The sequence below is a fragment of the Pseudoxanthomonas sp. J35 genome, from assembly GCF_000513995.1.
GTDB lineage: Bacteria > Pseudomonadota > Gammaproteobacteria > Xanthomonadales > Xanthomonadaceae > Pseudoxanthomonas.
This window is the reverse complement of the sequence record NZ_AZVB01000025.1, coordinates 1-24,689: the sequence shown is the minus strand read 5'-3', so window position 1 is coordinate 24,689 and position 24,689 is coordinate 1. Positions and strand designations below refer to the sequence as shown.

Here is a 24,689-nt window from a genome sequence, read left to right as displayed (position 1 = left end):
GGCTCAGCCCGCCGGGAAGTCGGCCACCTGCGAGGTAGCCAGCGATTCCTCGACCAGCAGCACCGGGATGCCGTCGTCTACGCGGAACACCTGGCGGCGGTCGCGGCTGACCAGGGCCTCGCGCAGCGGTTCGACCTGCACGCTGCCGTCGCCGCGCTTGACCTGGCCGGCGGCGATGGCGCGGTTGAGCGCTTCCAGGCCGCGCGCTTCCAGCAGCGCCAGCGGCTGGCGGGTATCGGGCGAGCACAGGAGATCGAGCAGCTTGCGGTCCATGGGCGGGGGCGGTTCGCGGGGAAGACGGCTAGAATACGGCCTTGCCACCGAGGACGGCCATGCCAGCCCAGCCCAACCCGCCCGCGGCCCAGTCCGCTCCACCCCTCGTCGGCGTCGTGATGGGGTCCCGGTCCGACTGGGAGACCATGCAGCACGCCGTGCAGAAGCTCGACGCCCTGGGCGTGCCGTACGAGGTCAAGGTCGTGTCCGCGCACCGCACCCCGGACGTGCTGTTCGAGTACGCCGCCACGGCGAAGGCGCGCGGCCTGCGCGCGATCATCGCCGGCGCCGGCGGCGCCGCGCACCTGCCGGGCATGCTCGCGGCCAAGACCGCGGTGCCGGTGCTGGGCGTGCCGGTGCAGAGCAAGGCCCTCAACGGCATGGATTCGCTGCTGTCGATCGTGCAGATGCCGGCAGGCATCCCGGTCGCCACCTTCGCCATCGGCAATGCCGGGGCGGCCAATGCCGGCCTGTTCGCGGCCGCGCTGCTGGCCGCCGACCACCCGCACATCGGCGAGGCGCTGGACGGGTTCCGCCAGCGCCAGACCGACGACGTGCTCGCCCACGACGACCCCCGGCAATGACCACCGCAGGCATTCTCGGAGGCGGGCAGCTGGCCCGCATGCTGGCGCTTTCCGGCGCCCCGCTGGGCCTGCGCTTCCTGGTCATGGACACGGTGGCCGACGCCTGCGCGGGCCAGTTCGCGCCGCTGCTGGTGGGCGACTACCGCGACGAGGCCGCGCTGGCCGAGTTCGCCTCGAAGGTCGACGTGGCCACGTTCGACTTCGAGAACGTGCCGGCCGAGAGCGCCGAATGGCTGTCGGCGCGGGTGCCGGTGTTCCCGAACCCGCGCGCGCTGGCCGTGGCCCAGGACCGGCTGGCCGAGAAGACCCTGTTCCGCGATCTGGGCATCCCGGTGCCGCAGTTCGCGCCGGTGTCCAGCCGCGAGGAGCTGGACGCGGCGCTGGCGACCGTCGGCGTGCCGTGCATCCTCAAGACCCGCCGGCTCGGCTATGACGGCAAGGGCCAGTTCCGCATCCGCGCGCTGGCCGACGCCGACCTGGCCTGGGATGCGCTGGGCGCGCAGGTGACCAAGGTCGGCCTGATCCTGGAAGCCTTCGTACCGTTCGAGCGGGAGATGAGCGTGGTCGCCGTGCGCGGCCGCGATGGCGAGTTCCGCACCTGGCCGCTGACCGAGAACTGGCACGTCGACGGCGTGCTGTCGGCCAGCCTGGCGCCGGCGCGGACCGACGCGGCGCTGGCGGAAACCGCCACCGGCTACGCGCGGCGCCTGGCCGAACGGCTGGACTACGTCGGCGTGTTCGCGCTGGAACTGTTCTGCCGCGACGGCCAGCTGCTGGCCAACGAGCTGGCGCCGCGGGTGCACAACTCCGGCCACTGGACCATCGAGGGCGCCGAGACCTCGCAATTCGAGAACCACCTGCGCGCCGTGCTGGGCATGCCGCTGGGCAGCACCGCCATGCGCGGCCACGCCTGCATGCTCAACTGGATTGGCGCCATGCCCGACGCCAGCGCCGTGCTGGGCGAACCCGGCGGCCACTGGCACGACTACGGCAAGGAGCCGCGCGCCGGCCGCAAGGTTGGCCACGCCACGCTGCGCAGCGACGATGCGGCGGGCCTGGCCGGGGCGCTGGCGCGCGTCGGCCAGGCGCTCGGCCGCGACGACCAGGTCGCCCCCGTCATCAAGGCCCTGCAGGCTCCGTAGAGCGGGGCTTGCCGCGCTGCGCTTTGCGCGACGCCGGGATCGCCGGCGTGGGAGTCGGGCAAGCCCGACTCTACGGGGGGCGCAGGCGGGGGCTGGCGGCCTGCCAGTCGACCACCTTCCAGAACGCCTCCAGGTAGGCGGCCTTGCCGTCCTGCCAGTCCAGCCAGTAGGCGTGTTCCCACAGGTCGCAGGCCAGCAGGGGCGTGTCGGTGCCGGTCAGCGGCGTGCCCGCGCCGCGGGTGGCGACGATGCCGAGGCTGCCGTCCGGCCGCTGCACCAGCCAGGTCCAGCCCGGGCCGGACAGGCCCAGTGCCATCCGATTGAACTCTTCGCGCAAACGCGCCGCATCGCCGTACTGTCGCGCCACCAGGTCGGCCAGCCGGCCGGCAGGATCGCCGCCGCCGCGCGGCGACAGGCAGCTCCAGAAGAAGCCGTGGTTCCAGGCCTCCGCCGCGAGCCCGGCCAGGCGGCCGCGGGCGCGGCGCACGAGGTCCTCCAGCTCCAGTCCTTCCAGGCCGCTGCCCGGCAGCCGTTGCTGCAGTTCCTCGATACAGGCCCGGTGGCCGGCGAGGTGGGCCTGGAGGGTGGCCGCCGACAGGTGTGGCTCGAGCGCGGCAGGGGCGAAGGGCAGGTCGGGCAGCTCGATCGGCATGGGGTTCCGGTGGGTCGGGCGTCGGCGCGGCGGCGCAGGGATTACAATTGCAACTTCAGTCTAGCCGACGCGGGCACGCGCCCCCGTCCACGGAGATTCGCAATGGCGGTGATGGAGCGCATCCAGGCCGAGGTCGAAGGCCATCCGATCGTGCTGTTCATGAAGGGCACGCCGGCCTATCCGATGTGCGGTTTCTCCGCGCGCGCCGTGCAGGCCCTGCAGGCCGCCGGCGCCGGGCAGCTGCACACGGTGAACGTGCTCGAGGAGCCCGAGGTCCGGGCCAACCTGCCCCGCTACTCCAACTGGCCGACCTTCCCGCAGCTGTTCCTGCACGGCGAGCTGATCGGCGGCTGCGACATCACCCTGGAGCTGCTGGAGTCCGGCGAGCTGCAGCGCATGGTCAGCGAAGCGCAGTCGCAGTGAGCCTGTTCGCCCTGCCTACCGCCGCCCCGCAGCCGCTGGCCGGCCGCGTCGTCCTGCTTACCGGCGCCCATGGCGGCCTCGGTGCCGCCGCGGCCGAGGCCTGCGCCGCCGCCGGCGCGACCCTGGTCCTGCTCGGCCGCAAGGTGCCCAAGCTCAACCGGGTCTACGACGCCGTCGCCCAGGCCGGTCCGGAGCCGGTGCTGTATCCGCTGGACCTGGAAGGCGCCACTCCCGACGACTACGCCGAACTGGCCGGGCGCATCCACGCCGGGCTGGGCCGGCTCGACGGGCTGTTGCACTGCGCCGCCGAGTTCCGCGGCCTGACTCCGCTGGAGCACATCGATCCGGCGGTCTTCGCCCGCGCCATCCACGTCAACCTGACCGCGCCGTGGTGGCTGCTGCAGGCCTGCCTGCCGCTGTTGCGACAGGCCGCGGATCCGTCCGTGGTGCTGGCGGTGGACGACCCGGCCCGGGTCGGCCAGGCCTACTGGGGCGGCTACGGCGTGGCCCAGCATGGCCTGCGCGCGCTGGTGGAGATGCTGGCCGCAGAGGTTGCGGGCACCCCGGTGCGCGTGGCCGGGCTGCAGCCGGGGCCGATGCGCACCGCCCTGCGCGGCCGCGCCTACGCCGACGACCTGGATCCGCGCGCCCGCGACGCCGCCGCCTACGCCGGCGCCTGCGTCACCCTGCTGTCGCCGGCCGGCGCCGCCCATCGCGGCACCATCTGGGCTCCGGACCCCGAGGACCTGCCGGCATGACCGTGCTTTCGGCCGCGCTGCTGCTGTTCCTGATCCTGGACCCGCTGGGCAACGTCCCGGTGTTCCTCAGCGTGCTCAAGCCGCTGCCGCCGCACCGCCAGCGGGTGGTGCTGGTGCGCGAGCTGCTGATCGCCCTGGTGGTGCTGATGCTGTTCCTGTGGTGCGGCAAGTACGCGCTGGAGCTGATGCATCTGCGCCAGGAATCGGTTTCCATCGCCGGCGGCATCGTCCTGTTCCTGATCGGCATCCGCATGATCTTCCCGCGCCCGGAGGGGCTGATGGGTGAGATCCCCGATGGCGAACCCTTCATCGTGCCGCTGGCCATCCCGCTGGTGGCCGGCCCCTCGGGCATGGCCGCGGTGATGCTGCTGGGTAGCAAGGAGCCGGACCGGCTGGGTGAGTGGAGCCTGGCCCTGCTGATGGCCTGGGTGGCGACCGCCGCCATCCTGCTGGCGTCGCCGCTGCTGTACCGGCTGCTGGGCCGCCGCGCGCTGTCGGCCGTGGAGCGACTGATGGGCATGCTGCTGGTGGCCATCTCCGTGCAGATGCTGCTGGATGGCCTGGCCACCTACCTGGGGACGGGAACCGGCGCCTGACTGGGGAGTCAGGGCTTCCGGACAAAAATCCTGTCGGCGTACGGACTTGCGCGTGTTGCGCCGCAATAGATTTTTGTAATGTGATGATCACATCACGTCTCTAGCATGTTAATCTGTTGTTAACCCCTGCAACCATTGCGCGGAAAACTTTTTCCACCTCGTCAGCCACGGGCTGCCGCCCCAAAGCCACCCACCATTGAGGCCACTCATGACCGATAACCGTCGACTCCGGATGTCCAAACTCACCCTGGGTCTGGTCGCTGCACTCGCTGCGGCTCCCGCGTTTGCCCAGAGCACCTCTTCGGGTGTGGGTGGCACCGTCCTCTCCTCCAGCGGCGAGCCGGTCGTCGGCGCCGAGGTGGTGATCACCCACGTCGAGTCCGGCACGGTCAGCCGCGCCACCACCGACGCCAGCGGCCGCTACAACGCCCGCGGCCTGCGCGTCGGCGGCCCGTACACCATCACCATCGCCAAGCCGGGCGAAGGCACCAAGACCGAGGAAGGCGTGTACCTGGGCCTGAACCAGGTCAACACCGTCAACGTCCAGCTGACCGGCGACATCACCACCCTGCAGGGCGTGACCGCGGTCGGCTACGCCGTCGGCTCCGACGTGTTCAGCGCAACCAAGATGGGCACCGGCACCAACGTCAACCGCCAGACCATCGAGGCCCTGCCGTCGGCCAACCGCAACATGCAGGACTTCATCCGCCTCGACCCGCGCATCACCCAGGTGAGCAAGGCCGACGGCGCGATCTCGGCCGGTGGCCAGAACAGCCGCTTCAACGCGATCCGCATCGACGGCATCGGCGCCGGCGACCCGTTCGGCCTGGAGTCGAACAACTTCCCGACCGAGCGCCAGCCGGTGTCGATGGACGCGATCCAGGAAATCAACATCGACCTGGCCAACTACGACACCACCATCTTCGGCGGCACCGGCGCGGTCATCAACGCCGTGACCCGCTCGGGCACCAACGACTTCTCCGGAACGGTGTACTACACCTACCGCGACAAGGACATGGTGCGCGAGGACCTTGAAGGCCGGATCTTCAACGGCTTCAACAAGGAAGAGACCGTCGGCGCCACCTTCGGCGGCCCGATCGTCAAGGACAAGCTGTTCTTCTTCGCCAACTACGAGAAGTACACCCGTACCGCCCCGGGCGTCAGCCTGAGCGACACCGCCTACGGCGCCGGCAACGTGACCGATGCCGACATCGCCGCGGTCATCGCCGCCGCCAACGCGCACGGCTTCGACGCCGGCTCGCTGGCCTCGCCTGGCGACAGCAAGACCGAGATCGAGGAGTACGCGCTCAAGCTCGACTGGAACATCAACGAAGACCACCGCGCCGCCATCCGCTACAACAAGATGGAACAGAGCGTGATGCGCTTCCCGGGCATGGGCAGCACCACGGTCTCGCTGAGCAGCTACTGGTACGCGCAGCCGAAGACCTACGAAACCGTGATGGCCGAGCTGTTCAGCGACTGGAGCGACAACTTCTCCACCGAGCTGAAGGCCTCCTACAAGGACTACTCGGCGATCCGTTCGCCGTCGTCGAACCTGCCGCAGATCCAGATCCGCGGCTTCGGCGCCAACAACTCGTCGATCTACCTGGGTACCGAGCAGAACACCCACGTCAACATCGTCGAGAGCAAGGAGCTGAGCCTGTTCGGCGCGGCCAACTGGTACGTCGGCGACCACACCGTCAAGTTCGGCGCCGACCACCAGGACAACGACCTGATGAACTACTACGGTCGTAACCTCAACGGCGTCTACACCTTCAACAACCTGGCCGCCTTCGTCGCCGGTACCCCGTCGCAGTACATCGTGCGCGCGCCGCGTCCGGACGGTGGCACCTACGCCGACGTCCCGGCCGCGTTCACCCTGAAGAACACCGGCCTGTTCCTGCAGGACACCTGGGCGGTCAACTACAACCTGACCCTGATGTTCGGCGTCCGCGTCGACCTGCCTGACTACAGCGCGCAGAAGCTGCACAACCCCTTCATCGAGCAGGTCTACGGCTACGACAACACCGTCGTGCCGGACGACAAGCTGGTGCAGCCGCGCTTCGGCTTCAACTACACCTTCGACAGCGAGCGTCCGACCCAGCTGCGCGGCGGCGTGGGCCTGTTCGGCGGCGCAGCCCCGAACGTGTGGCTGTCGGGTGCCTACTCCAACACCGGCCTGAACTACGTCGAGTACACCCTGAGCAACCCGGGCGCGATCTTCACCCCGGAGGTGAACCCGCCGTACATCCCGGGCAGCGCCAACAACCCGGCCTGCAACCCGATCCCGACGCTGGCCAGCTGCGCCCGCCACAACGTCGACATCATCGAGCCGGGCCTGAAGCTGCCGTCCGTGTGGAAGGCCAACCTGGCGTTCGACACCGAGCTGCCGTGGTACGGCATCGTCGCGTCGGCCGAAGCGCTGTTCACCAAGGTCAACGACGGCATCTACGTCGAGCGCCTGGACCTGTACAACGCCGCCGGCGAAGGCCCGACCGCCTATGGCCAGGACGGCCGTCCGCTGTACTGGAACGCCGCGGGCCTGAACCCGGCCAATGCGGGCCGCTACGGCATCGACCCGGGCACCAACGGCGCCGCCACCAAGGCCAAGCGTCCGAATGGCATCGGCGACGTGCTGCTGATCCGCAACACCAGCAAGGGTGACAGCACCCAGCTGACCTTCGGCCTGGACAAGCCGCTGCAGGAGACCTGGGGCTGGTCGCTGTTCTACACCTACACCCGTGCGACCGAGGTCAGCCCGATGACCAGCTCGCAGAACACCTCCAACTGGGGCAACACGCCGATCTTCTCGGTCAACGAGAACGTGGCCTACGACTCGCGCTACGCGATCAAGGACCGCATCAGCGGCCAGCTGCACTGGCAGAAGGCGTTCTTCGGCGACTACAAGACCCGCGTGTCGGCGTTCTACGAGGGTCGTAGCGGCCGTCCGTTCAGCTACATCTTCTACAACGACGCCAACGGCGACGCGACCAGCGCGAACGGTGCGGGTTACTTCAACGACCTGTTCTACGTGCCGGCCGGTCCTGGCGACGTGCTGTGGACCGGTGGCGCGGCGATGGAGCAGCAGTTCTTCGACTGGCTGGCCAAGCACCCCGACCTGGCGCGCTACAAGGGCCAGGTGGCTCCGGCCAACCGCTTCCGCACCAGCTGGACCAACAGCGTCGACGTGCGCATCAGCCAGGAGCTGCCGGGCCTGTTCCGCGGCCACAAGACCGAGCTGTCGCTGGACATCATGAATGTCGGCAACCTGCTCAACAAGAAGTGGGGCCACATCGAGGACTACGGCTTCAATGCGACCGCGCGCGTGGCCAACTACGCGGGCATCGATCCGGCCACCGGCAAGTACGTGTACAACTTCACCGGTTCGGCCCAGGAGCCGCAGATCCAGGAAAACAACAACGACAAGGGCAACACCGCGGTGTCGCGCTGGTCGGTGATGCTGGGCCTGAAGTACCGCTTCTGATCCCTTCGCGGGCAGCAACAGACGCAGACGGCCGGGGCAACCCGGCCGTCTGCTTTTCGGGGCGGGCTCGATGGGCCGGCCCGGCGGCCGGGCCATGGCGGACGGCGCTTGCGCGCGGCTGGCGCCGGTGGGGTAAAGTCGCCGACCGACCCTTTGCAAAGCCCCGTGAACCCATGACCCAGAACAGCACGCTGCCCGTGCAGGACGCACGCATCTATCCGCGCGGAGGTCTGGACATCCTGTCCCGCCGGGAAGTGGCGCGGCTGCGCGACGCCTCGTCCGGCGGCATGCACGAACTGCTGCGCCGCTGCGCGCTGGCGGTGCTGACCAGCGGCAGCGCCAACGACGACCCGCGCGCCGCGCGCGACCTCTACCCGAACTTCGACATCCAGGTCACCCAGCAGGACCGCGGGGTCCGCATCGACCTGAAGAACGCCCCGGCGATGGCCTTCGTCGACGGCGAGATCATCCGCGGCGTGGCCGAGCTGCTGTTCGCCACCGTGCGCGACCTGGCCTGGACCGCGATCGAGCTGGGCGGCGACGGTTCCGGCGTCGACCTGCGCACCTCCGAGGGCATCACCGAGGCGGTGTTCGGGCTGCTGCGCAACGCGCGCATCCTCGAGCCGACCGAACCGAACCTGGTGGTGTGCTGGGGCGGCCACTCGATCTCGCGCGACGAGTACATCTACACCAAGCAGGTCGGCTACGAGCTGGGCCTGCGGGGCCTGGACATCTGCACCGGCTGCGGCCCGGGCGCGATGAAGGGGCCGATGAAGGGCGCCACCATCGCCCATGCCAAGCAGCGCCGGCACCAGACCCGCTACATCGGCATCACCGAGCCGGGGATCATCGCCGCCGAGTCGCCCAACCCGATCGTCAACAACCTGGTGATCATGCCGGACATCGAGAAGCGGCTGGAGGCGTTCGTGCGCCTGGGCCACGGCATCGTGGTGTTCCCCGGCGGCGTCGGCACGGCCGAGGAGATCCTGTACCTGCTGGGCATCCTGCTGCGCGAGGAGAACGCCGACCTGCCGTTCCCGCTGATCCTCACCGGCCCGACCATCGCCGCGCCGTACTTCGAGCAGATCGACCGCTTCCTGCGCCTGACCCTGGGCGAGGCGGCGACCTCACGCTACGAGATCGTGATCGGCGATCCGGCGGCGGTGGCGAAGAAGATGGTGGCCGGGATCCGCAAGGTGCGCGAGGCGCGCATCGCCAACAAGGACTCGTTCTACTTCAACTGGGGCATCCGCATCCCGCTGCAGTTCCAGCAGCCGTTCGCGCCGACCCACGAGGCGATGGCGTCGCTCGACCTGCACCACGGCCGGCCGGCGTCGGAACTGGCGGCGGACCTGCGCCGCGCGTTCTCCGGCATCGTCGCCGGCAACGTCAAGGAGGAGGGCATGCGCCAGGTCGAGCAGCACGGCCCGTTCCAGATCCACGGCGCGCCGGACATGATGCAGGCGCTGGACGGCCTGCTGCGCGCGTTCGTCGAGCAGCGCCGGATGAAGATCGCCGGCGAGTACCGGCCCTGCTACCGGGTGGTGGCCTGAGGTCCGTCCGCGAGACCCACCGGCAGCACCAGGGTGGCGATGTGCCGGTCCGGTCCGTTCTGGACCGACACGCCGCCCCGTCCGCCGGTGAGTGCCTGGACCCGGGCGCGCACCGAGTTGAGCCCGACCTGGTGCCCCACATGCGGGCGCACCGGCACGAGGGGCAGCGCATTGCCCACCGAGACCTGGACGAAGCCGGCCTCCTCGGTGACGTCGATGCGGATGTCGCCCCCTTCGGCGCCTGTTTCCACGCCGTGGCGGATCGCGTTCTCCACCAGCGGCTGCACCGAGAGTGCGGGGACGCGGACCGGTGGCAGTACATCGGGCAGGTGCCAGTCCACGCGCAGGCGCGGGCCGAAGCGCAGGCCCTCGATCTCCAGGTAGCGGCGCACCAGCGCCAGCTCGTCGCCGAGGCTGATCTCCTTCGGCCCGGCCAGCGCCGCACGGAACAGGTCTGCCAGGTCCAGCAGCAGCCGCTCGGCTTCCTCCGGCCGCTGGTGGACCAGCGCGGCGCCGGTGTTGAGCGTGTTGAACAGGAAGTGCGGGCGGATGCGCGCCTGCAGCGCCTCCAGTTCCGCCTGTTTGGCGCGCACGGCCAGCTGGCGGGTGCGCCAGTGGTTCTGGAAGGTCGCCAGTCCCAGCAGGCCGACGGTGATGGCGATGCCCGTGCAGAGCAGGAAGGTCTCCCGCCAGGCGTCGCGGGTCATGCCCCAGTCGTTGCCCAGCAGCGCCTTCGTGACCCCCAGTGCCGCCCAGGCCAATGCCACGAGCAGCGCGATGGCCAGGTAGGCGATCAGCAGCGGCCTCACGCGCGCCAGCCTGTGACGGAAGAGGTACAGGCACCCCAGCGAGAGCAGCAGGACCCACTGGATGAGCAGGGACGCCAGGCCGAAGTAGCTCCACCGGTCGACCGCCAGTCCGGGCGAGAGGGCCAACAGCAGCGCCAGTCCCTCGCCGGCCAGGATCGCCCACAGGATCACGGAGGGCTGCCACAGGACATCGAGTGGCGTCAGGGGGCGCGGGTCCTGGAGCGGGAAGGAGGGCAGGGGGTCGCTCATGTGTCGATGATGCCTGTTTGGCGCGGTGCTGGCAGTCCCCGGCCGTTGATGGACCGGGTCCGGCCGTTCATCGGCTGCATGCTGGCATGCCCCAGCCCGACCGATTAGGGTGCGCGCTGGGGAACTGGGGACCGAAATCACATGCCCACACCGAGTACGCCGTCAGGTCACGTTCTGCGCCGATCCAGCCGCCGCGTGCAGGGCTTCACCCTGATGGAGCTGATCATCACCATTGCGGTGCTTGCGATCCTGCTGACGCTGGCGGTGCCCAGTTTCACGTCGGTCATCAACAGCAACCGCCTCACGGCCCAGGCCAACGAGCTGGTGGCCGACCTGCAGTTCGCCCGCTCCGAGGCAGTCCGGCGCAACCAGCGGGTCACCGTCTGCCCCAGCGTCGACAGCGCCGCCTGCTCGGGTGCGGCGGACTGGTCCAACCGCATCATCACCGCTCCCATCGCCGGCGGCGGCGTGGAGGTCATCCGCGTCAGCACGGCCAAGGCGCCGCTCCAGCTGGGCGGCGATGCCACCAGCATCGTGTTCCGGCCGGACGGAATGGCGCGCGACGCGGGCGGATTGCTGCAGGACGCCACGATCACCGTCTGCCTGCCCACCACGAAGCCGGCGGAGAACCTCCGCGAAGTGGCCCTGGCTGCGGGCGGCCGGGTATCCACATCCAAGCGCGAGTACGACACGCCAGGTGCCTGCCCATGAAGACCCATCCGATGGAAACGCGCCCGCGCGGGCGCCGCGTCGCCCCGCCCGGCCCGCAGGCGGGTGCCGGACTGCTCGAGGTCATGATCTCCATCCTGATCATGGGAATCGGCCTGCTCGGCATCGCCGCCATGCAGGCCACCGCCCTGCGCAACAGCCAGAGCTCGCTGGAGCGCAGCCAGGCGGTCATCCAGACCTACACCATCCTCGAATCCATGCGCGCCAATCGCGCGGCTGCACTCGCCGGCGAATACAACCTGGTCCAGACCTGCGATCCGCCCGCGGCCAACGCGACCCTGGCGCAGAGCGATATCCGTGCCTGGATCAGCTCGCTGGAGCAGACGCTGGGCAACACCGCCACCACGTGCGGAACCATCGCCTGCAACGGGGCGGACTGCACCGTGACCGTCCAGTGGGACGACAGCCGTGGCACGGACAACGCGGGCGCGGGTTCCACCACGTACCGCGTCGCGACCAGGACACAACTATGAGGAACGCCATGGGCTCCCCGTTGCGTGCGCGCCGTGCCGCGCATGGTTTCAGCCTGATCGAGATGATGATTGCGCTCGTGCTCGGCCTGCTGGTCGTCGGCGCCGCCATCGGCATCTTCGTTTCCAACCGCGCCGCCTACCGTGCCACCGAGGACCTCGGGCGGGTGCAGGAAGGCGTGCGCATGGCCTTCGAGATGATGGGGCGCAACGTGCGTGAGGCGGGCGGCAACCCCTGCAACAGCACCGACAGCATGCCGCTGATCAACGTCCTGAACTTGCCGGCGAACAACTGGTGGACGCGTTGGGGCGTCACGCCAGGCAATGTCGCGCTTGGCGGGGGACTGGTGGGGTACGACGGCGGCGTGGCCGTGGATGGCCTGAACACCGGTTCCGGACCCGGCCAACGGGTCGCGGGTACGCCGGCCATCTCCGTGCTCACGGCGGGACAGCGCGTGGCGACCGTGGTGTCGCACGTGCCGTCCACCCAGACGTTCACCGTCCAGAACGCGAACCATGGGTTCCAGGCCGGGGATCTGCTCGTTGTATGCGGCCAAAACTCGGACGTCGTTTCGTTCGCGAGCGTGGTCGACAGCGGGGTGGGCACGGTCCGCCTCGGCGGCCTGTTCCAGATGAGCAACGCCGGCGGCGGCACCACGATCCGCCACCAGGCCGCGGGTGGTACGCCGGGCAACGCGTCGGCCAACCTCGGCCCGGCGGGCAGCGAGTTCACCTACGGCGCCAACGCCACGATCTCCCGGGTACAGTCCTCGGTGTGGTACCTGGGCAATGGCACGGGTGGGTCCTCGCTCTACCAGCGGGTGGTCGGACCCAATGGCGCTATCACGAACCAGGAGATCATCCAGGGCGTGCAGGCGATGAACCTTACCTACCTGCTTCCGGGCGCCACATCGTATGTCGCGGCGAACCTCGTGCCCGCTGGACGATGGGGTGAGGTCGTCGCCGTACGGATGGAGCTCACGCTGGCCGGCCAGGAAAACATCGATGGCAATACCGTGACCCGCCAGTTGGTCCAGGTGGCCAATCTTCGCAACAGGAGCCTGTAATGGATGCCATGCACGCAAGCCGTGTCCGGCAACGGGGTGCCTCGCTCGTCGTGGTGCTCATCCTGCTGTTGGTCATGACGCTGCTGGGGCTGGCCGTGCTGCGTGGCACGCTGCTGGAGGAGCGAATGAGCGCCAACCTGCTGGACCGCAGCCAGAACTTCCAGGCCGCCGAGGCGGCACTGCGTGAAGCCGAGGCCATGATCGTGGCCGGTGCCTGGGGCGCGGACCCGCCTGCCGCCGGCGCCGCGTGCGTGAACGGCATGTGTGGCTCCCCTGCCACCACGGTGCCGGACCGGGCCACCGATCCCTCCTTCGCCGGGTGGCGTGCGGCAACCAGCAATGTCAACAACGGCATTGGCGGCGCGCAGGCGGTCCAGGCGCAGTTCTTCGTCGAGCACGCGGGCTGGGTGGAAACCTGGTTCGAGTGCAACGAGGCCGGCAGCAAGTATCGCGGCACGGAGCTGTGCATCCGACCCGTCTACAAGGTGACGGCGCGCAGCGAGGCCAATGGCCGCGCCAGCGTGCTGCTGCAGTCGAGTTTCGTTGCGCCATGAACGGCCCACGGGAGCTTAAGATGAACAAGAAAGCACGCCATGGCGCGTTCCTGGCCCTGCTGAAGAATGGCGCGTTCGCCTTCGCGGCAACGCTGCTGGCACTGCCCGCGGACGCTGGCATCAACCTGCCGCGCGAGCCGCTGCAGTCCAGCGGGCGCGTGGCGCCCAACATCCTGTACGTCCTCGACGACTCGGGCTCGATGGCGTTCGATGCCATGCCGGCCAACAGCATCAGCGGCTGGCAGGGGCGTACCTACATCCACAACACCGTCTATTACAATCCGGCGCGTACCTACCAGCCGTGGACGCAGGCCGATGGTACGTTGATGACGGGTGGTACGACCTACGACGCCGTGTATGGTGACTTCAACCTTGCCAGCGGTCCCACCATCAATCTTGCCAGCTCGAACAGCTGCCGCTACTACAACAAGAACAACAGCTCCAACAACAGTGAGGAAAGCACGCAGGTCTGCGGCGGCGTGCAGACGTTCTACGTTCCGATCGATCCGACCAACACATCATCGACTTATCTGTCCCAGCAGGCGAACTACTACCGCTACCAGATCTTCGAAGATGGCGTGATCGTCCGCAGCATCTACGGAGCGCGGAGCGGCACCTCGCCCAACTACAACCGCGGGCTGGCCGACAGGAATTGCAGCACCAGCACCGGCACGCAGTATCGCGAATGCACGCGCATCACGCCCACCGGCCGCAGCGAGGCCGACGAGCGCACCAACTACGCGATCTGGTTCTCCTACCACCGCACGCGCATGAAGGCGGCCAAGGCCGGCTCCGGCATCGCGTTCAATGGGCTGGCAGGCAATGTCCGCGTGGGTTTCCGCACCATCTGGCAGCGCCAGCCGGGCGGCACGCGGCCGGTCAATGAACCGACCCAGGCCGTTCCGATCCCGGTGCAGCACAACGATGGCCTGTTCGCCAATCCGAACGGACTGAACGGTACGTTGAACAACCGCACGCAGTGGTTCAACCGGCTTTATGGTGCCATTGGTTACAACGGCACGCCGCTGAAGGGTGCGCTGCAGCAGGCTGGCCTGTACTTCAGCAGCAACTCGGACACCGGCCCGTACGGCCCCCAGTCGGGTAGCGCGCAGTATTCGTGCCGGCAGAACTTCACCATCCTGACCACCGACGGTTACTGGAACGACAATACCAACTACACCGCCGTCAACGAGCAGGACAACAACGCTGGACCCACCATCACCGGGCCCGGCAACCAGAGCTACACCTATGCCGCAGTCGCGCCCTACGCCAGCAGCGACTCCAATACGCTGGCCGACGTAGCCATGCGCTACTGGAAGAACGATCTGCGCACGGACCTGCCCAACCAGGTGCCGACCACCTCCAGCAACCCGGCGTTCTGGCAGCACATGGTGACCTTCGGCATCTCCATCGGCCTGAAGGGTGAAGTGGATCCCAATGGTCCGCGACCGGGTACTCCCGGCGGCCCGGCCCGCTGGCCCAACCCGAACGACGCGGAAGACCTGCATCGCATCGACGACCTGTACCACGCCGCCGTCAATGGCCGCGGAACCTTCCTTGCCGCGTCCAACCCGGACGAGTTCGCGGAGGGCCTGCGTGCCTCGCTGGCCTCGATCGTCGAGCGCACGGGTTCGTTCTCCAACCTGTCGGCCAACTCCACCCAGCTGACGGCGGGCTCCCGCTCCTACCAGGGCAGCTTCATCTCCGGCGTGTGGACGGGCAACCTGATCGCCTATCCGGTGGTTTCCGGCAGCGTCAACCAGGATGCGCCGATCTGGAACGCTGCGGCGGGCATTCCCGCCACCGGGCGGCGGATCTTCACCTACGACGGAACGGGCGGCGCGGTGTTCCCCACGGCAGCCCAGGTCAACGCGCTCGAACGGACGACGACGCCCGCCGTCACGGGCGCCAACAACGCGGCCTACATCGCCGGCAATCGCAGCCTGGAGCTGGCCAACGGCGGCACGCTGCGCAACCGCAACCACCTGCTCGGCGATATCGTCAACTCGTCGCCCGTATACGCGGCGCGCGAGCAAACGATCTACGTGGGCGCCAACGACGGCATGCTGCATGCGTTCAATGCCAACGATGGCGTGGAGCGATTCGCGTACGTGCCAGGCGGCATCAGCCTGTCTGATCTGTCCACGCTGAGCCTGCCGGACTACGAGCACCGGTACTTCGTCGACGGTTCCATCGTGGTCTCGGATCGCGCGCAGACGCCGGGCGCCACGCTCCTCGTAGGCGCGCTGGGCCGTGGTGGCAAGGGCATCTATTCGCTGGATGTCACCTCGCCGGACAGCTTCAGTACCAACGACGTGAAGTGGGAGCGCTACGAGACGCCCAACGGCAACATGGGCCTGGTGCTCGGCCAGCCCATCATCGCCAAGCTCAACAATGGCGTGACCGGCGTGATCGTGCCCAACGGCGTGAACAGCTCGGGCGACCGGGCGGCGCTGCTGGTGTACCGCCTGAGCGATGGCCAGCTGCTGGCCGAGATCGATACCGGCGTGGGCAGTGCGGCGGCGCCGAATGGCCTTTACGCCGCGACGATCCGCGACCTGGATGGCAACGGCACCGCGGACTATGTGTACGCGGGCGACCTGCAGGGCAACCTGTGGAAGTTCGACCTGCGCTCGAACAGCAGCACGACCTGGTCCGCGGGGTCCAGCCGCATGATCCTGTACACCGCGGTCAACGACGCGGGGCAGCGGCAGCCGATCACGTCCGCTCCCGCAGTGGTACGTGACCCGAGCACGTTCGAGCTCTGGGTCTTCTTTGGCACGGGGCGCTTCCTCAACGAGGACGATGTCATCAGCACCCAGGTCCAGAGCATGTACGGCGTGAAGGATGGTGCCTCCACCATCGCCGGCCGTGGCGCGCTGCAGCGCAGGGTGATCAGCCTCGTGGACGCCACCACGGGAGCGCGTGCCTTCGAGGCTGCCTCCGCGCTGACAGCCGGCCGGCTGGGCTGGTACATCGACCTGGTCGATCCGCCGTACCCCCCGGGTACCGCGCGGGGCGAGCGCATCGTCAGCGACCCGCAGGTCGTGGCTGGCATCCTGATCGTGTCCAGCGTGATCCCCAGCCGCGATCCCTGCCTGCCTGGCGGCAGTGGTTACCTCAACGCGCTGGACGCATTCACCGGAGCCAGCCTGGGCACGTCGCTGTTCGACCACGATGGCGACGGTGTGTTTGACGATGAAGTGATAACGGGAGGCGGCCGGACCCTGCCGGTGGGTTCGGTGCCCCTGGGTGGCATGGGTACGCAAGGTGCCATCTTCACTGGTGGCGGCAGCGGCCCCGGTGGCGGTGGCGGCCAGATCTGCGTGAACATTTCCGACGCCTCGGTGGAGTGCGAGCGCATCCGCGAAATGCGACGCGTCGGCCGCGTGTCGTGGCGTGAAATCATTCGAGACTAAGGAGCAGGTGAATGCAGGTCAGCTATCCAGTGCGCAGGTACTCCTCGCCACGCCATGCGTATCCGGCACGGGGCTTTACCCTGATCGAGCTGCTCATCGCCATGGCCATCATGGCCATCCTCGCGACGGTGGCATACGCCAGCTATGACTCGTTCATCGTGAAGTCGCGCCGCGCTGCGGCGGCGGCCTGCCTGCAGGAACGCGCGCAATTCATGGAGCGTTTCTATACGACGAACCTGTCCTACTACAACACCGCCACCAACAGTGCGCCCGCCCTTGCCCAGTGTGATGCCGAGGTCGCGCAGCACTACCAGATCAGTTACCAGGTCACGCCTACCGCAGCCGCGCCGCGCGCGTACACCTTGCGGGCCGTGCCCCAGGGGGCGCAGGCAACCAAGGACACGAAGTGCGGAACCCTGAGCATCACGCAGGCCGGCGTGCGTGGCAGGACGGGCTCGGCCCCGGTGACGGATTGCTGGTAAGCGTCCGGCGTCAAGGGCAGGCAAAGAAAAAGGGCCGCGTTCACACGCGGCCCTTCTTGCTTCATCTGGCGCCCGAAGTTGGACTCGAACCAACGACCCCCTGATTAACAGTCAAGTGCTCTAACCGGCTGAGCTATTCGGGCGGGGGTGCGCATTATAGGGCGATTGTTCCGGAGACGGCAACGGGTCGGCCTCAATCCGGGGCCGGGCATGGCGCTGGAGGGCCCGACGGCCGCGACACGCGGACGCGGCCGGTGTTGTTGACGACGAGTTCGGCGTGCACGCCGCGGTCGTTGCACACGCGGATCGTCAGGTTGGTGCCGCTGCTGAGGCCGTCGGGCTGGTAGCGGACCCGGAGGCGGCCGGCGCTGGAGTAGGCGCGCACGGACGCGTCCAGGGGCATCCGCACCTCGTGGAGGACGTCCGCGGGGGAGGCTGGCTGGGACGCCCGCTGGGGATCCCGGTAGACCAGCCACCCGCTGCTCCAGTCCGGCTTGGCGTGGCACTGGCCGCCGCCCAGCGACGGGCACACGGTCACCGGGGTCCGCCGGACGATGGCGGTGTTCCGGGCGACGGCCAGCATCGTCGAAAGCTGGTGCACGGCAGCCTCGGCCCTGTGCCGCCGCACCGTCTCCTGTAATCCGGGCAAGGCCAGGCCCAGGAGGATCGCCGTGACGGCCAGGGCGGCCATCAGTTCGACCAGGCTGAAGCCCGGGCCCGACCCCGGCGCATCCTTGCGCATGGGCGAAATCCTTTTCGCTCGGGGGTTCCAGCATGGGGGCGGCTGCCGGCCGGCGGAATCGGCATCCCGGCCTGCGTGGTGTAGGAATTCGCCGCATCCGGCCGGGCGTCCCTGCATAAGGCCGCCGGGAACGCGCTGGGGCGGCATGGTGGGCAGATCGGCTGATGCCGCCGCGCTGCGCCCCTTGTCGGCCTCTGTCGCCGGCTGCCGTCGGTAGTCGCCAGGTGCCAGCGCCAGCGCCAGTGCCAGTGCGCCAGGTCGGCGCCACGCTGCTGGCCCCGGCTGGCAACCGCCTGGCCGCGCGCATCGCTGCCCCTTGTGGTCGCCAGCCGCGGGCCGCCGGCACCTCCGGTCACGGCCGGCACAGCCCCGCTGTCTATACTGGACAGTCCCCACCCACGGTGTCGCCCATGAGCGAGCGGTTCGAGCTGGTGTCCCCGTACGCCCCGGCGGGCGACCAGCCGCAGGCGATCGAGAAGCTGGTCGCGGGCTTCGAGGCCGGCCTGGCCAAGCAGGTCCTGCTGGGCGTGACCGGCTCGGGCAAGACCTACACCATCGCCAACGTGGTCCAGCAGGTGCAGAAGCCGACGCTGGTGATGGCGCACAACAAGACCCTGGCCGCGCAGCTGTACGGCGAGTTCAAGGCGTTCTTCCCCAACAACGCGGTCGAGTACTTCGTCAGCTACTACGACTACTACCAGCCCGAGGCCTACGTCCCCTCGACCGACACCTTCATCGAGAAGGACAGCTCGATCAACGACCACATCGAGCAGATGCGCCTGGCCGCGACCAAGGCGCTGCTGTCGCGGCGCGACGTGCTGGTGGTCGGCACGGTCTCGGCGATCTACGGCCTGGGCGCGCCGGAGGACTACCTGTCGCTGCGCCTGATCCTGTCGCGCGGCGAGCGCATCGACCAGCGCGACCTGCTGCGCCACCTGACCCAGCTGCAGTACACCCGCAACGAGTACGAGCTGCAGCGCGGCACCTTCCGCGTGCGCGGCGAGGTGGTGGACGTGCATCCGGCCGAAAGCGACAACGAGGCGGTGCGCATCGAGCTGTTCGACGGCGAGGTCGAGAACATCTCCGTGTTCGACCCGCTCACCGGCGAAGTCCTGCGCCGGATCCCGCGCTACACGATCTACCCGAAGACCCACTACGCGACCACCCGCGAGCGCGTGCTCACCGCGATCGAGACGATCAAGATCGAGCTGAAGGAGCGGCTGGAGCAGCTGTACGCGCAGAACAAGCTGGTCGAGGCGCAGCGCCTGGCCCAGCGCACCCAGTTCGACCTGGAGATGATGGCCGAGGTGGGCTACTGCTCGGGCATCGAGAACTACTCCCGCCACCTCACCGGCAAGGCCCCGGGCGAGCCGCCGCCGACCCTGTTCGACTACCTGCCGGCCGACGCGCTGCTGGTGGTGGACGAGTCGCACGTGACCATCCCGCAGATCGGCGCCATGTACAAGGGCGACCGCTCGCGCAAGGAGACGCTGGTGGAGTTCGGCTTCCGGCTGCCATCGGCGCTGGACAACCGGCCGCTGAAGTTCGAGGAGTGGGAGGCGCGCGCGCCGCGATCGATCTTCGTCTCGGCCACGCCGGGGCCGTACGAGCTGCGCGAGGCGACCGACCAGGTGGTGGAGCTGGTGGTGCGCCCCACCGGTCTGCTCGACCCGAAGGTCGAGATCCGCCCGGTCGCGACCCAGGTCGACGACCTGATGTCGGAGATCAACAAGCGGGTGGCGATGGGCGACCGCGTGCTGGTCACCACGCTGACCAAGCGCATGGCCGAGAACCTCACCGACTACCTGGCCGAGCACGGGATCAAGGTCCGCTACCTGCATTCGGACGTGGAGACGGTGGAGCGCGTGGAGATCATCCGCGACCTGCGCCTGGGCAAGTTCGACGTGCTGGTGGGCATCAACCTGCTGCGCGAGGGCCTGGACATGCCCGAGGTCTCGCTGGTGGCGATCCTCGACGCGGACAAGGAGGGCTTCCTGCGTTCGGCCGGTTCGCTGATCCAGACCATCGGTCGCGCTGCCCGCAACCTGCGCGGCACCGCGATCCTCTATGCGGACAGCATCACCCGCTCGATGAAGATCGCGATCGACGAGACCAACCGCCGTCGCGAGAAGCAGGAGCAGTACAACGCCGAGCACGGCATCACCCCGCGCCAGGTGGTGCGGCCGATCGTCGACGTCATGGAAGGCGCCCGCGCCGAGCCGGGCGAGGGCGGCCGCGGCAAGTCCCAGCGCGGCAAGGCGCGGCAGGTGGCCGAGTCGCCCGCCGACTACGCGGTCATGGACCCGGCGCAGGCGGCGCGGAAAATCCAGGAACTGGAGCAGCGCATGTACCAGCACGCCCGCGACCTGGAGTTCGAGGAAGCGGCCCGGGTGCGCGACCAGATCCGCAAGCTGAAGGAAGCCAGCCTGGCCGGTTGAGGCACCGGTCCCGACCTGCGGGCGGACCTGGGCCAGCTGGACGGCCCCCCGAAGGGGCGGCGGGAGGTCCGGTCCGCGGCCATCAGCGCGACGACGACCAGACGGGCGGTTTCGGCCGGGCTGCGCGCCGGCCGCGAGGTGCAGGCTGCGGGGCGTCGCGGACCGGAAATCGGCCGTTATGCGGCAGCCGTGGCGGGACATCCGCGCGGATGGTTGTAGTCCGGCCCGCCCTCACGGTAGAATGCGCGCCCCTGCAGCGGGCAATCCGCGCAGCGCGAGTTCCAACGGGCGGTTAGCTCAGCGGTAGAGCACTACCTTGACATGGTAGGGGTCACAGGTTCGAACCCTGTACCGCCCACCACTCCCACGGAGTGGATCCCGATTCCCCGATCGATACCTGAAGCCACGGCACTCGCCGGTCGGCTCCGGGGGCTGTCGTGTCGCACGTGGGCCGGCTTTTTTCTTCGACCTGGGTCCCGCCCGCAAGCCTGCGCCCTGCGTGCCTGCAGTCTGGGCGCCCGCCGTGACAGATCGTCAGCAGCCACGCATCGCGCAGGCCGGCGAAAGTCTTGTGCAGGTTGTAGAACGGCACCCAGGCCCCTTCCAGCGAGAACGACTCGGCCTGGAAGTCGCCGGAGGCGATGCGCTCCCATAGCACGCGTCCGCCGGGCACGCCGCCGACGTAGCCGTCGCCGTTGGTGCGCTGGCACTGGGCCATCGCCGCGACCATGTAGTCCAGGCGTTGGCGCATCTCCGCGTGCCCCTGCGCGGCCTGCTGCGCCAGCGCCGACAGGTAGTGGCCGGCGGTGTGCCCGTCCAGGCCCATCGATTCCCAGTTCGGGTATTTCGGCGCGGGCGAGGGCAGACCGGCCTCGATCCGGCACGGCGCCAGCAGGCGGTCGACGTCCAACGCCGCCAGGTAACGCAGGTTGAGGTCACTGGAGCGGGCGAACAGGCCTTCGCCCAGGCGCACGTCGGCCAGCGGGAAGAACCGCAGCGGGCGCATCGCGGGTGCCGTCGCGGCCGGCCCCGCCGCCGGCAGCAGCGGCAGGAGCGCGGTGGCGCCCAGCGTCGCGACGAAGTGGCGCCGGGTCAGGCCGGCGCCGGGTCCGGAAGCGGCCATCGGCGCTGCCGTCTGGACAAGAAGGCCCCGCTGCACGGGAGGTCTGCCGAAGCAGGGATGTCCGCGGGGCAAGCAACCGTGGGCGTGGCGGGGCGGGAACGCATGGCCGTCAGTGCGAATCGCGCGCGACCGTGTCGCCGCTGCCGCCCACCAGGAAGTCGAGGTCGGCGCCCAGGTGCGCCTGCTGCACGTGGTCGACGTAGAGCCTGGCCCAGCCGCGCGTGGGCGCCGGGGGCGGCGACCATTCGGCGCGACGGCGCGCCAGTTCGGCCTTGTCCACGTCCAGGTGCAGGCGGCGCGCGGCCACGTCCAGTTCGATGAAGTCGCCCTCGCGCACCAGCGCCAGCGGGCCCCCGGCCGCCGCCTCGGGCGAGACATGCAGCACCACGGTGCCGTAGGCGGTGCCGCTCATGCGCGCATCGGAAATGCGGACCAGGTCGGTGATGCCCCGGCGCAGCAGTTTCGGCGGCAGCGGCATGTTGCCGACCTCGGCCATGCCCGGATAGCCGCGCGGGCCGCAGTTCTTCAGCACCATCACGCAGGTCTCGTCGATGTCCAGGGCCTCGTCGTCGATGCGCGCCTTGAAGTCCTCGATGTCCTCGAACACCACGGCGCGGCCGCGATGCTTCAGCAGGTGCGGCGACGCGGCCGAGGGCTTGACCACCGCGCCGTCGGGGGCGAGGTTGCCGCGCAGCACGGCGATGCCGGCCTCGGCGCGCAGCGGCTGGTCCAGCGGACGGATCACCTCGCGGTTCCAGCACGGCGCGTCGGCGATGTTCTCGCCCAGGGTGCGGCCGGTGACCGTCAGCGCATCCAGGTCCAGGTGCTGCGAGATCTCGCGCAGCACCGCCGGCAGGCCGCCGGCGTAGTAGAAGTCCTCCATCAGGTACTCGCCCGCCGGCTTGAGGTTGACCAGGCAGGGCAGGCGTGAGCCGAGCGTGTCCCAGTCGTCCAGGCTGAGCGGCACGCCCAGCCGGCCGGCGATGGCCAGCAGGTGGATCACCGCGTTGGTCGAGCCGCCGATCGCGGCGTTGGCACGGATCGCATTGGCGAAGGCCTGGCGGGTGAGCACCTTCGACATGCGCAGGTCCTCGCGCACCATCTCCACGATGCGTCGGCCGCTCAGGTGCGCCAGGCGGAAGCGGCGCGCGTCCACCGCCGGGATCGCCGCGTTCTCCGGCAGCGACATGCCCAGCGCCTCGACCATGCTGGCCATCGTCGAGGCGGTGCCCATGGTCATGCAGCTGCCCTTGGAGCGCTGCATGCAGGATTCGGCCTCGGTGAACTCGGCCTGGGTGAGTGTGCCGGCGCGGACCATCTCCGACATCTCGATCACGCCGGTGCCCGAGCCCACCGGCTTGCCGCGCCAGTTGCCCGACAGCGACGGCCCGGCGGATACGCCGATGGTCGGCAGGTCGACGCTGGCCGCGCCCATCAGCAGCGAGGGCGTGGTCTTGTCGCAGCCCATCAGCAGGACCACGCCGTCGATGGGATTGGCGCGGATCGATTCCTCCACGTCCATCGAGGCGAGGTTGCGGAACAGCATGGCGGTGGGCCGCACCTGGGTCTCGCCCAGCGACATCACCGGGAACTCCAGCGGGAAGCCGCCGGCCTCGTAGACGCCGCGCTTCACGTGCTCGGCCATTTCGCGCAGCGAGCTGTTGCAGGGGGTCAGTTCCGACCAGGTGTTGCAGATGCCGATCACGGGGCGGCCGTCGAACAGGTCGTGGGGCAGGCCCAGGCCCTTCAGCCAGCTCCGGTAGTAGAACCCCTGCTTGCCCTCGCGGCCGAACCACTGGCGGCTGCGGAAGGGCGGCTTGCTGGATTCGCTCATGCGCTCGGGATCCCTGCCCGGTGGAGTGGCCGGGGCGTCGCCGTGCCGATGGCACGGTTCCGTCCCGTTGCCGGGGGATGCTACCGGGGTGGGGAATGCACGAAAAATAACAAATGCACGCAGATCGATATGCGTATTGCAATCTACCCGCGAGGCCTTCTCCGCTGGGAACGGGGCCGGCGGGCAGCTCGCCGCGCCCGGACCGCGGTCTCCATCCGCGGCAGGGCCGCCCTGGGCCTCGCAGTACCGAAGCAGACGGTGCCAGCCTTCCCCGATACCGGGGGCTGCTTGCCGCAATAAGACATATCGGGGGCTCCTTGCCGCATTCCTCTGATTGCTGCCTGATCATGGGCAGGGGCAGGCCGGCGCAAGTGCATGACCTGGACGGGAATTCGTCAATTGACGGCCGGTTGGGGGCACCACACACTCGGTGCCACGCCCCCAGTGGGGGTCTACTGGTAGTTTGGCCTGTGAACAAGGTTCCGCCGCACGTGCAGACTGATTTGCTTGGTAAACCCGTCCGACGCTGCCGCCCGAAGTACGAGGCTGCGCTAGAGCGGCACGAGCTTCGCCAAGTTCCGGATCGTGCTGAGCGCATCAGATGGCTTAGCCAGGTTATCCCTCGCAGCAGCGGCTACTTGATGCCGCTGGAATGCATGCGCGTGTTCCAAGAGGCAAAAGACTGCTTCGTTTATGGCCAATACGTCGCTACAGTTGTCCTTGCCTCGGCCTTTGCGGAGCACTGGCTCGGCGGGCTCTTGCAGGCTTCCGGCCATGAAAAGGTCGCCACTCAAGGGCTGGCCGCCATCGTTGGGCACTACCGCAAGGCGGGCACACTACCGCCGATCCTGTGCGAGCAGCTCGACACACTCCGCCGTATCCGAAACCCGTTCGTGCACCTCAAAGACTTCGATCATCCGCACAACCTCGGGCAGCGCATGCTCAAGCGCAGAACGCATCCGGATTCCATCCTTGAGGCAGACGCCAAGTTGGCGTTGGCCACTATGTACAGTGTGGCCGTGCATGCTCGGGCACAGGCCTAACAATTCCGTGGGGAGCTTCCCGTCAACCCGGGGTGCATGACGTCCTTGCCTTGAGCTTCAGGCATTGCTGCTTCCTCGTTGTGGTGTTGTTGCTCTGCTGCTCTGCTGCTCTGCTGCTCTGCTGCTCTGCTGCGGTGCTGCTGTTCGCTCAGTGGTCGGTGGCAACGAAAGCCAGACTGCATTTCCGTGGACGGTCTTGTTGGATCGATGTCGCCGATCCGGACCAGGGCAAAAACCGCACCCGAAGGCCTCTCTCATTCATCGG

The 24,689-nt window shown here is 68.8% G+C and carries 22 protein-coding genes and 2 tRNA genes; 17 read left to right on the top strand and 7 right to left on the bottom strand.

All coding sequences use genetic code 11. From position 1 onward, the window contains the following. Positions 1-3 precede the first annotated feature (3 nt). Positions 4-273: a Trm112 family protein gene (locus PSEJ35_RS0112790; RefSeq protein WP_024869851.1), complete on the bottom strand. Its 270-nt coding sequence runs from the start codon at positions 271-273 to the stop codon at positions 4-6. Between the two features lie 59 nt (positions 274-332). Here PSEJ35_RS0112790 and purE point away from each other — a divergent pair, with 59 nt between their 5' ends. Both purE and PSEJ35_RS0112780 read left to right on the top strand, forming a co-directional pair. After that, complete coding sequence (gene purE / locus PSEJ35_RS0112785; protein WP_028918140.1) at positions 333-857, top strand: 5-(carboxyamino)imidazole ribonucleotide mutase; 525 nt, start codon at positions 333-335, stop codon at positions 855-857. Further along, on the top strand, positions 854-1,999 hold the full coding sequence (locus tag PSEJ35_RS0112780) for a 5-(carboxyamino)imidazole ribonucleotide synthase (protein ID WP_028918139.1): 1,146 nt from the start codon (positions 854-856) through the stop codon (positions 1,997-1,999). Before purE ends, PSEJ35_RS0112780 begins: the two co-directional genes overlap by 4 nt. A 70-nt stretch (positions 2,000-2,069) precedes the next feature. On the opposite strand, the gene PSEJ35_RS0112775 is transcribed toward PSEJ35_RS0112780, so the two are convergent. After that, on the bottom strand, positions 2,070-2,651 hold the full coding sequence (locus PSEJ35_RS0112775) for a Fe-Mn family superoxide dismutase (protein WP_028918138.1): 582 nt from the start codon (positions 2,649-2,651) through the stop codon (positions 2,070-2,072). 102 nt (positions 2,652-2,753) lie between these two features. On the opposite strand from PSEJ35_RS0112775, the gene grxD reads away from it, so the two are divergent. The 5 genes from grxD to ppnN all read left to right on the top strand — a co-directional run bounded on the left by grxD (position 2,754) and on the right by ppnN (position 9,465). Continuing rightward, positions 2,754-3,074, top strand: a complete 321-nt coding sequence (gene grxD, locus PSEJ35_RS0112770) for a Grx4 family monothiol glutaredoxin (RefSeq protein ID WP_028918137.1) — start codon at positions 2,754-2,756, stop codon at positions 3,072-3,074. Beyond that, complete coding sequence (locus tag PSEJ35_RS0112765) at positions 3,071-3,832, top strand: SDR family NAD(P)-dependent oxidoreductase (RefSeq protein WP_051412677.1); 762 nt, start codon at positions 3,071-3,073, stop codon at positions 3,830-3,832. The genes grxD and PSEJ35_RS0112765 overlap by 4 nt, the downstream gene beginning before the upstream one ends. Beyond that, positions 3,829-4,428 carry a YhgN family NAAT transporter gene (locus PSEJ35_RS0112760; RefSeq protein WP_028918135.1) on the top strand — a complete coding sequence of 200 codons (600 nt, stop codon included), beginning with the start codon at positions 3,829-3,831 and terminating at the stop codon, positions 4,426-4,428. The genes PSEJ35_RS0112765 and PSEJ35_RS0112760 overlap by 4 nt, the downstream gene beginning before the upstream one ends. 232 nt (positions 4,429-4,660) lie before the next feature. Further along, on the top strand, positions 4,661-7,912 hold the full coding sequence (locus PSEJ35_RS0112755; protein WP_156924815.1) for a carboxypeptidase regulatory-like domain-containing protein: 3,252 nt from the start codon (positions 4,661-4,663) through the stop codon (positions 7,910-7,912). Between the two features lie 173 nt (positions 7,913-8,085). Then, complete coding sequence (gene ppnN / locus PSEJ35_RS0112750) at positions 8,086-9,465, top strand: nucleotide 5'-monophosphate nucleosidase PpnN (protein ID WP_028918133.1); 1,380 nt, start codon at positions 8,086-8,088, stop codon at positions 9,463-9,465. Here the strand turns inward: ppnN and PSEJ35_RS0112745 are convergent. Continuing rightward, entirely contained in the window at positions 9,447-10,523 is a 1,077-nt protein-coding gene (locus PSEJ35_RS0112745; protein ID WP_051412676.1) for a histidine kinase, read from the bottom strand. The genes ppnN and PSEJ35_RS0112745 overlap by 19 nt on opposite strands. 213 nt (positions 10,524-10,736) lie before the next feature. Here PSEJ35_RS0112745 and PSEJ35_RS0112740 point away from each other — a divergent pair, with 213 nt between their 5' ends. From PSEJ35_RS0112740 to PSEJ35_RS0112715, 6 genes are read left to right on the top strand one after another with little or no spacing between them, the layout of a single operon-like run. After that, positions 10,737-11,234: a GspH/FimT family pseudopilin gene (locus PSEJ35_RS0112740; RefSeq protein ID WP_232207664.1), complete on the top strand. Its 498-nt coding sequence runs from the start codon at positions 10,737-10,739 to the stop codon at positions 11,232-11,234. Next, positions 11,231-11,725, top strand: a complete 495-nt coding sequence (pilV, locus tag PSEJ35_RS0112735) for a type IV pilus modification protein PilV (RefSeq protein ID WP_156924814.1) — start codon at positions 11,231-11,233, stop codon at positions 11,723-11,725. Before PSEJ35_RS0112740 ends, pilV begins: the two co-directional genes overlap by 4 nt. Then, on the top strand, positions 11,722-12,789 hold the full coding sequence (locus PSEJ35_RS0112730; protein ID WP_232207663.1) for a PilW family protein: 1,068 nt from the start codon (positions 11,722-11,724) through the stop codon (positions 12,787-12,789). Before pilV ends, PSEJ35_RS0112730 begins: the two co-directional genes overlap by 4 nt. Next, positions 12,789-13,343 (top strand): PilX N-terminal domain-containing pilus assembly protein, encoded by a 555-nt coding sequence (locus tag PSEJ35_RS0112725; protein ID WP_051412675.1) that lies wholly within the window; start codon positions 12,789-12,791, stop codon positions 13,341-13,343. Before PSEJ35_RS0112730 ends, PSEJ35_RS0112725 begins: the two co-directional genes overlap by 1 nt. Positions 13,344-13,363: 20 nt before the next feature. Then, a complete protein-coding gene (locus PSEJ35_RS17300; RefSeq protein WP_156924813.1) occupies positions 13,364-16,762 on the top strand; it encodes a PilC/PilY family type IV pilus protein in 3,399 nt (1,132 codons plus the stop codon). 11 nt (positions 16,763-16,773) lie between these two features. After that, on the top strand, positions 16,774-17,244 hold the full coding sequence (locus tag PSEJ35_RS0112715) for a type IV pilin protein (RefSeq protein ID WP_028918126.1): 471 nt from the start codon (positions 16,774-16,776) through the stop codon (positions 17,242-17,244). Between the two features lie 66 nt (positions 17,245-17,310). Here the strand turns inward: PSEJ35_RS0112715 and PSEJ35_RS0112710 are convergent. Then, positions 17,311-17,387: transfer RNA gene (locus PSEJ35_RS0112710), tRNA-Asn, on the bottom strand. A 50-nt stretch (positions 17,388-17,437) separates the two neighbouring features. Then, positions 17,438-17,986: a GspH/FimT family pseudopilin gene (locus tag PSEJ35_RS0112705; RefSeq protein WP_028918125.1), complete on the bottom strand. Its 549-nt coding sequence runs from the start codon at positions 17,984-17,986 to the stop codon at positions 17,438-17,440. Between the two features lie 410 nt (positions 17,987-18,396). Between PSEJ35_RS0112705 and uvrB the strand changes: the two genes are divergently transcribed. Both uvrB and PSEJ35_RS0112695 read left to right on the top strand, forming a co-directional pair. Further along, on the top strand, positions 18,397-20,424 hold the full coding sequence (gene uvrB / locus PSEJ35_RS0112700; protein ID WP_028918124.1) for an excinuclease ABC subunit UvrB: 2,028 nt from the start codon (positions 18,397-18,399) through the stop codon (positions 20,422-20,424). A gap of 286 nt (positions 20,425-20,710) precedes the next feature. Further along, positions 20,711-20,785 (top strand) — tRNA-Val (locus tag PSEJ35_RS0112695). Here PSEJ35_RS0112695 and PSEJ35_RS17045 read toward each other — a convergent pair. Together PSEJ35_RS17045 and PSEJ35_RS0112685 are read right to left on the bottom strand one after the other, a co-directional pair. Continuing rightward, positions 20,756-21,547: a beta-L-arabinofuranosidase domain-containing protein gene (locus PSEJ35_RS17045; protein WP_028918123.1), complete on the bottom strand. Its 792-nt coding sequence runs from the start codon at positions 21,545-21,547 to the stop codon at positions 20,756-20,758. The two genes, PSEJ35_RS0112695 and PSEJ35_RS17045, sit on opposite strands and share 30 nt — an antisense overlap. 109 nt (positions 21,548-21,656) lie before the next feature. After that, the gene (locus PSEJ35_RS0112685; RefSeq protein WP_028918122.1) at positions 21,657-23,381 is read right to left on the bottom strand and encodes an IlvD/Edd family dehydratase; all 1,725 of its coding nucleotides are present in this window, start codon (positions 23,379-23,381) and stop codon (positions 21,657-21,659) included. A 638-nt stretch (positions 23,382-24,019) separates the two neighbouring features. On the opposite strand from PSEJ35_RS0112685, the gene PSEJ35_RS0112680 reads away from it, so the two are divergent. Both PSEJ35_RS0112680 and PSEJ35_RS17685 read left to right on the top strand, forming a co-directional pair. Then, positions 24,020-24,424: a hypothetical protein gene (locus PSEJ35_RS0112680; RefSeq protein WP_156924812.1), complete on the top strand. Its 405-nt coding sequence runs from the start codon at positions 24,020-24,022 to the stop codon at positions 24,422-24,424. A 50-nt stretch (positions 24,425-24,474) separates the two neighbouring features. Further along, positions 24,475-24,689 (top strand): hypothetical protein (locus PSEJ35_RS17685; protein ID WP_232207662.1); only part of this gene is annotated, 215 nt, incomplete at its 3' end.